We start from the raw sequence: 7,011 nt of genomic DNA, 5'->3' as shown, positions 1-7,011 counted from the left end.
AAAAACTTTACACTAACATAAACCTCAAGGAGGGGTGTTTTATGAATAACGAATTAATTAGTAATGTGATGTCAATTTTCATTTTTGCTTTGTTATATTTGACTTTTTTAGTTACCCCTAAGATAACTAGAAAAGATTTAATATTTGGTGTTTCAATACCATTAGATAGGACTAAAGATGAAGAAATTAAAAAAATATCTAGAAGTTATTATATTGAAGTAACAGGGATAACTTTAACTATTGCCATAATTTATTTTATAATATTAAACAATGTGTTTAACCACCCTTTAACTTTAGTATTATTTACTATTGTTATTATTGGAGCATATTTTGTAATCTATTTAAGATCTAATAAAAAGATGAAGATATATAAAAGTAAAAATAATTTTATGGGTAATAAAAAACAGGTGGTTTATGTTGATACCAATATGTCTAAAACCTTAAGAAAAGATGCAGTAGTACATCCTGTTTGGTTTATTATACCTGGGATTATAGCTTTAACTAATTTAATTTTGCCGCTTATGAATTACGATAATCTTCCAGAAAATATAGGTACACATTGGAATATACAAGGTGTTGCAGATAGATTTGTGACTAAATCTATGGGTTCAGTTATAAGTACTGGATTAATACCTTTAGTTTTAGTTGGAATTTTAGCTTTCACAAATTACTCTATTGCTATAAGTAAAAATAAAATTGATGCAAGTAATCCTGTTAAAGCTTCACAAAAATTATTTAAGTTTAAGAAAATTAATTCAATAATGATATATTGTTTAACTATTGGATTAAGTCTTTTATTAACAACATTTAATTTAAAATCTTCTAATATTATTTCTTTTGATTTAGCTAAATTTACTCCGGTTTTAATTATCTTTTTCCTAGCAGTAGTTATAGGACCTATCATTATAAGTATTAAAATAGGTCAAGGTGGAAGCAATATAAAGGATAAGGATGAATCAGATATAAATTCTGATGTTATAAATGTTGATGACGATGAGTTTTGGATACTTGGATCTTTTTACTATAATCCTAATGATCCATCAATATTTGTAGAAAAGCGTTTTGGAACTGGATGGACAATGAATTTTGGCAATAAAATATCTATTATTATATCGATAATATTTATAATATTTGTAGCTATAATGATACTAATGCCAGTTATATTTTCATAAAGTAGGGGTGTGTTGATATGGTAAGTAATAATGTAATAATTTCAATGAGTATAGTAATGCTAGTTTGTGTATTATTTCCTATAGGTATATTTATATATTTCAAAGTTAAAGAAGGGATATCTATAAAGACAACCTTAGGTGGAATAATAGGCTTTGTATTATTTGCATTAATATTAGAGCAAATACTTCATAAAATTGTTATGTCCTCTAATATAATTCCAACAAATACTTTTGCTTTTGGTATATATGGGGCTCTGGCTGCTGGAGTATTTGAAGAAACAGGAAGATTTTTGGTTTTCAAAACTTTTTTAAAGAATAAAAGAGAATGGAAAGATGGGCTAGGATATGCTATAGGTCATGGAGGAATAGAAGCTATACTAGTTGGAGGATTGAGTTTTCTGAACTCTTTAATAATAACTTTTGCATTAAACTCAGGCACTTTAGATACGATGCTAAAGGGACAAAGTGAATCTATGGTTGAAGGTATTAAAGCCTCTGTAATGAATGCAACTCCTTTAATGATTGGGGTTGGTGGTATTGAGAGAATATTTGCATTTATGGTTCAAGTTGGACTTACTTTTGTAGTGTTTTATGGAATTAAAAAGAGAAAAAATATTTATCTTTTATATGCAATATTGCTCCATGCATTAGTAGATTTTATTCCTGCTTTATATCAAACCAAGATAATAAGTAATGTTTTTATAGTAGAGGCAGTTGTAGGTATATTTGCAATTATAACAGTAGTTTTTACTATAAGAAGTAGAAAAATATTTGAGAATATTGAATAGAAAATAAAACTCTGAGAATAATTTTTTGTCCTCAGAGTTTTTTCTATTTACAATAAAATGTTTTAGGAATATATTGTATTTACAGTTAATTTCCCTAATATGTTTCCAGTTGAAAATGATGAAGAAGAGGTAGAGAAAATGACCCGTATATTACTTGATGGAATAAGAAAATAATTATAAATATAGGAGGCAACTTACCATGCACAGTAATTCTGTTATTTCTGTACAAAATATTACACAGAAGTTTGGTTCCAATACAGTACTTGATGATGTAAGTATTGAGGTTAAGAAGGGTGAGGTATTAGGTATCTTAGGACCTTCTGGTTCTGGAAAAACAACTTTAGTGAAGTCTATAGTTGGAATGCAGACGCCAAGCTTAGGCAGTATTGAAGTGTTGAATACTAAAATTCCATCATTAAAGGTAACATCTAAGGTTGGTTATATGGCTCAATCTGATGCCTTATATGAGGACTTAAATGCAATGGATAATCTTTTGTTTTTTGCTGAACTTTATGGATTAAAGGGAAAGATAGCAAAAGAGAGGGCTAGAGAGGTTTTAAAACTTACACATCTTTTAGAAGATGAAAAAAAGGCTGTGAGAAACTTCTCTGGCGGAATGAAAAGAAGACTATCTCTTGCAATAGCTTTAATACACACCCCTGAGATTATAATATTAGATGAACCAACAGTTGGAATAGATCCAGTGCTTAGACAGGAGTTCTGGGGCAAGTTTAATGAACTTAAAGATAGTGGTTGTACTATAATAATTACTACTCATGTTATGGATGAAGCTGAGAAATGCGATAGATTAGCCCTTATAAGAGATGGAAAGATAACAGCATTATCTTCTCCAGAGGACTTAAAAAAACAAGCTAAGACTGAAACTATAGAAGGTGCTTTTTTATATTTTGGAAGCCTAAAGGGGGAGAAATAATATGAGAAGTATTACTGTGGCTAAAAGAGTTATGAAACAGATTATAGGAGATAAGCGAACCATAGGAATGATGTTATTAGCACCTATATTTGTTATTTATCTTTTTAGTATAATATTGACTTCTGCTCCAGAGAAGGCAAAGGTTGATGTAATATCAGCTCCAGAAGAGTTTATAGTTTTCCTTGAAGACGAGGCAGAGGTCACAAATGTATCTAATGAAAATGAAGCTATAGATAATCTTAAAGAAAAGAAATCGGATGGATTTATAGATTTTAGTGGAGACAAAGCAGAAATAACTATTGATGGTTCAGATCCTAATACAGCAAAACTTACAATAAATTCTGTAAGTAAGGCAGTGTCATCTTATTCAGAAGATAAATTATCTGTATTTATAAAAGATATCAGTAAAGCCTTAAAGGGAAATACAGTGAAAGTAGATATGCCTAATAAACCAGAGATCAATTATCTTTATGGCTCAGAAGATATGGATTTATTTGATGTTTTAGCACCTACAATGATGGGGTTTTTTATATTCTTTTTTGTATTTTTAATAGCAGGAGTATCCTTTTTGAGAGAGAGAATAAGCGGAACCTTGGATAGAATATTAGCTACTCCCTTAAAAAGAAGTGAAATAGTACTTGGATATTTTATAGGCTTTGGTGCATTTGTAGTTATTCAGACTGTAATTATACAATTGTTTATGTTTTACGGATTAGATATAAATTTAAAAGGAAGTTTTTTAAGTGTATTATTAATAAATATAATACTTGCAGCTGGATCTCTGTCCTTAGGTACATTTTTATCTTCATTTGCAAGAAATGAACTTCAGTTGTTTCAATTTATACCAGTTATAATAATTCCTCAGATTTTATTTAGCGGCATATTTAATTTAACAGAAGCTCCAACATGGGTACATGTTTTATCTAAAGTATTTCCACTTACCTATGGAGCTGAAGCTTTAAAAAACGTTGCTATAAAGGGATACACTTTAGGAGAAGTTTCTTTTGATGTTTTTATGCTTGCAGGATATGCAATATTATTTATAATGCTCAATATATTAGCTTTAAAGAAATATAGAAGGATTTAGAAGTGAAAAAAGTAGTTTTTAAGCTGATAAAAACTACTTTTTCTGTACATTATACTATGCTAAACTAAATACATAGATAAGCATAGTATATAGTAAAGCTAAGCATTTAGTAAAACTAATCATTTAGTTAAATATAGTACACAGTAAAACTATGTATTTAGGTAAACACAGTATTTGGTAAAATTTAAAAGCAAAAGGATTTAAATAGGATTAAAAATAAGCCTCTGAAGAGCTATAGTGTGGACAATTCCTTTATAGCTTTAATTCCAATTTCAATTTCTTCATCAGTATTAAAGTAAGAAAAACTAAATCTTACTGCTCCTTGTTCTTTAGTTCCTAAAGCTTCATGCATAAGTGGAGCACAGTGAGCACCAGCTCTTGTTGCTATTTCATAGTTATTCCAAAGCTCATCACATACAAGGTTTGAATCATAATCGCCAAGATTTAAAGTAACTATAGGAGCTCTTAAAAACTTTGAGAAGTCGCCATAGATACGTATATTTTGAGTATCTTTAATTCCATTATAAAACTTCCACATATGAGACAGTTCCTTTTCTCTTATTTTATTTATTCCTATTTCCTCTATAAATTCAAGCCCTGCTAAAAGTCCAGCTATACTGTGGCTATTAACTGTTCCTGCTTCTAGAGCATCGGGCATTTCTAGGGGATGGGACTTTGAATAAGAGTGACTTCCGCTGCCACCTGTTTTTAATGGACGTATTGGAAGATTATCTTTTATGCATATTCCGCCTGTTCCTTGAGGGCCCATTAAAGATTTATGTCCTGTAAAGCAAATTATATCAACATTATCTCTGTGCATATCTATAGGGAAAACTCCAGCAGTTTGAGAAGCATCTAATATAAATAGTAGATTGTTTCTTTTGCAGATTTCTCCTATAAGTTTTATGTCTATAAGATTTCCTGTAAGATTTGAACCATGGGTGCAGACTATGGCTTTAGTGGTTGATTTAATTTCTTTTTCTATTTTAGAGTAATTTAAAATTCCATTTATATTAGAAGGAATTATAGATAAATCAATTCCTTTTTCTCTTAAGGCATAAAGTGGTCTTAAAACAGAATTGTGTTCAAGTTCCGTAGTTATTACATGATCACCTATGCTCAGACAACCATTTAAAGATATATTTAAAGCTTCTGTAGAATTTGAAGTGAAGGCAACATTTAGAGGATTACCTACATTAAATAATTCTGAAACTTTTTCTCTTGTTTTATATACAAGTCTAGAAGCATCAAGAGCTAAAGAGTAAGAACCTCTAGAAGGATTTCCTAAAGTATTTATAGCATTTGCAACAGCTAGAGCTACAGTATCTGGTTTTGGAAAGCTTGTAGCTGCATTATCAAAATAAATCATTATATTTGCACCTCTTTTTCAGTTGAAAGTTGAAAGTGGAGAATTGAGAATTATTGCGGTTTTTTGACTAGATAGTTCCATCAACTCTCAATTATCAACTACATAATATTATAGCAAATGTATCTCTTAATTCACCAACTTTTCTTTCCAACATAGACTTATGGATTTAAACAAAGCTAAATCTTTCTAAACTAAAAATTATGGTATAATTAATCTAGTAATTTAAAACTAAAAGTGAGGTGTATTTATAGTTGATTAAAAAAAGATTTAATAGTACAGGAGTTTGTGTTCCAAGAAAACACTACATGGTTGATATAAGTAAAAAGCTTATTCAGATTAAAGAACTTATAGATAATGAATTTTATTTTACTATAAATAGACCTAGACAATACGGAAAAACCACTACATTAAGCAGATTAAAAAATTTATTGACTGAAGAATATTTAGTTATAAATATTAGTTTTGAAGGGGGACTCCATAAAGCCTTTGAGGATGAAGAGACCTTTTCAAATAAATTCTTAAAATTGATATATCAATCTATAAAAGTTGAAATAGAAAAAAATAATCAATTAATAGAATTATTTAATACCAAGGTTCAAGATCTAGATGAATTATCAGATTCTATAACTAAATTTATAGAACTATCAGAGAAAGAAGTAATTTTATTAATTGATGAGGTTGATCAAAGTTCAAATAATCAGTTGTTCTTAAGTTTTATAGGAATGTTAAGAAAAAAATATTTAGCAAGAGAAGTAGGAGAAGATTATACTTTTAAATCTGTTATATTAGTTGGGATGTATGATATTAAAAGTTTGAAATTAAAGTTAAGAGCAGAGGAAGAGGCTAAATATAACTCACCTTGGAATATAGCTGTAGATTTTGATGTAGATATGAGTTTTTCCCCAGAAGAAATATCAACTATGCTTAATGAGTATAGGGAAGCTAATAATATCTATGATATGGATATTAAGGCTTTAAGTGATGAAATTTACTTCTTCACAGGAGGCTACCCCTATTTAGTAAGTAAGATTTGTCAGATTATTGATGAAAAAATATTATTTGAAGAGAAGCTTCCTTGGAGTAGAGAAGAAATTCGAAAAGCAATTAAAATGATTAATGAAGAAGTAAATACTTTGTTTGAGAGCATAATCAAAAACTTAGAAAACAATAAAGAATTATATAAATTAGTAAGTAGAATTTTAGTTGATGGAGAGCATATAATATTTAATCCGTTGGACCCAACCATAGCATTAGGGTTAACCTATGGAATATTTAAGAAAGGTGAAAATGGGGTAGAAATAAGTAATAAAATATTTGAAGAAATAATTTATAACTATATGATATCAAAAGTACGAACTTCAGCTAATAATATGAGTTTGTACAACATTAAATCAAGCTTCACAAATAATGATGGAGGATTAAATATAGAAAAGATTCTTCAGAGGTTCCAGCAATTTATGAAAGAACAATATTCTGCTAAAGATAAAGAATTTATAGAACATCATGGGAGGATTATATTCTTAGCTTTCATAAAACCTATAATCAACGGAACAGGATTCGATTTTAAAGAGGTTCAAATATCAGAAGAAAAAAGATTAGATTTAGTGATAACCTACAATAATTTCAAATATATAATTGAAACTATAATAGTGCGTTTTTAC

The 7,011-nt window shown here is 29.0% G+C and carries 6 protein-coding genes; 5 read left to right on the top strand and 1 reads right to left on the bottom strand.

All coding sequences use genetic code 11. The features are described 5' to 3' along the window. Nucleotides 1–41: 41 nt before the first annotated feature. From B3N22_RS02345 to B3N22_RS02330, 4 genes are all read left to right on the top strand, one after another. Nucleotides 42–1,172, top strand: a complete 1,131-nt coding sequence (locus B3N22_RS02345) for a DUF1648 domain-containing protein (RefSeq protein WP_286904557.1) — start codon at nt 42–44, stop codon at nt 1,170–1,172. 17 nt (nt 1,173–1,189) lie between these two features. Next, entirely contained in the window at nt 1,190–1,960 is a 771-nt protein-coding gene (locus B3N22_RS02340) for a YhfC family intramembrane metalloprotease (RefSeq protein WP_286904555.1), read from the top strand. 199 nt (nt 1,961–2,159) lie between these two features. Further along, a complete protein-coding gene (locus B3N22_RS02335) occupies nt 2,160–2,894 on the top strand; it encodes an ABC transporter ATP-binding protein (protein ID WP_286904553.1) in 735 nt (244 codons plus the stop codon). A 1-nt stretch (nt 2,895) separates the two neighbouring features. Then, nucleotides 2,896–3,981 (top strand): ABC transporter permease, encoded by a 1,086-nt coding sequence (locus B3N22_RS02330; RefSeq protein WP_286904551.1) that lies wholly within the window; start codon nt 2,896–2,898, stop codon nt 3,979–3,981. A gap of 232 nt (nt 3,982–4,213) precedes the next feature. On the opposite strand, the gene B3N22_RS02325 is transcribed toward B3N22_RS02330, so the two are convergent. Beyond that, complete coding sequence (locus B3N22_RS02325) at nt 4,214–5,350, bottom strand: aminotransferase class V-fold PLP-dependent enzyme (RefSeq protein WP_286904549.1); 1,137 nt, start codon at nt 5,348–5,350, stop codon at nt 4,214–4,216. A gap of 251 nt (nt 5,351–5,601) precedes the next feature. On the opposite strand from B3N22_RS02325, the gene B3N22_RS02320 reads away from it, so the two are divergent. Then, nucleotides 5,602–7,011: P-loop NTPase family protein (locus B3N22_RS02320; protein ID WP_286904547.1), on the top strand; the 1,410-nt coding region annotated here is incomplete at its 3' end.

The sequence above is a fragment of the Clostridium sp. UBA1652 genome (genome assembly GCF_002320975.1).
Taxonomy (GTDB): Bacteria; Bacillota; Clostridia; order Clostridiales; family Clostridiaceae; genus Clostridium_T; species Clostridium_T intestinale.
Note: the sequence above shows the minus strand (reverse complement) of the source record. Positions and strands in the feature narration are given on the sequence as shown.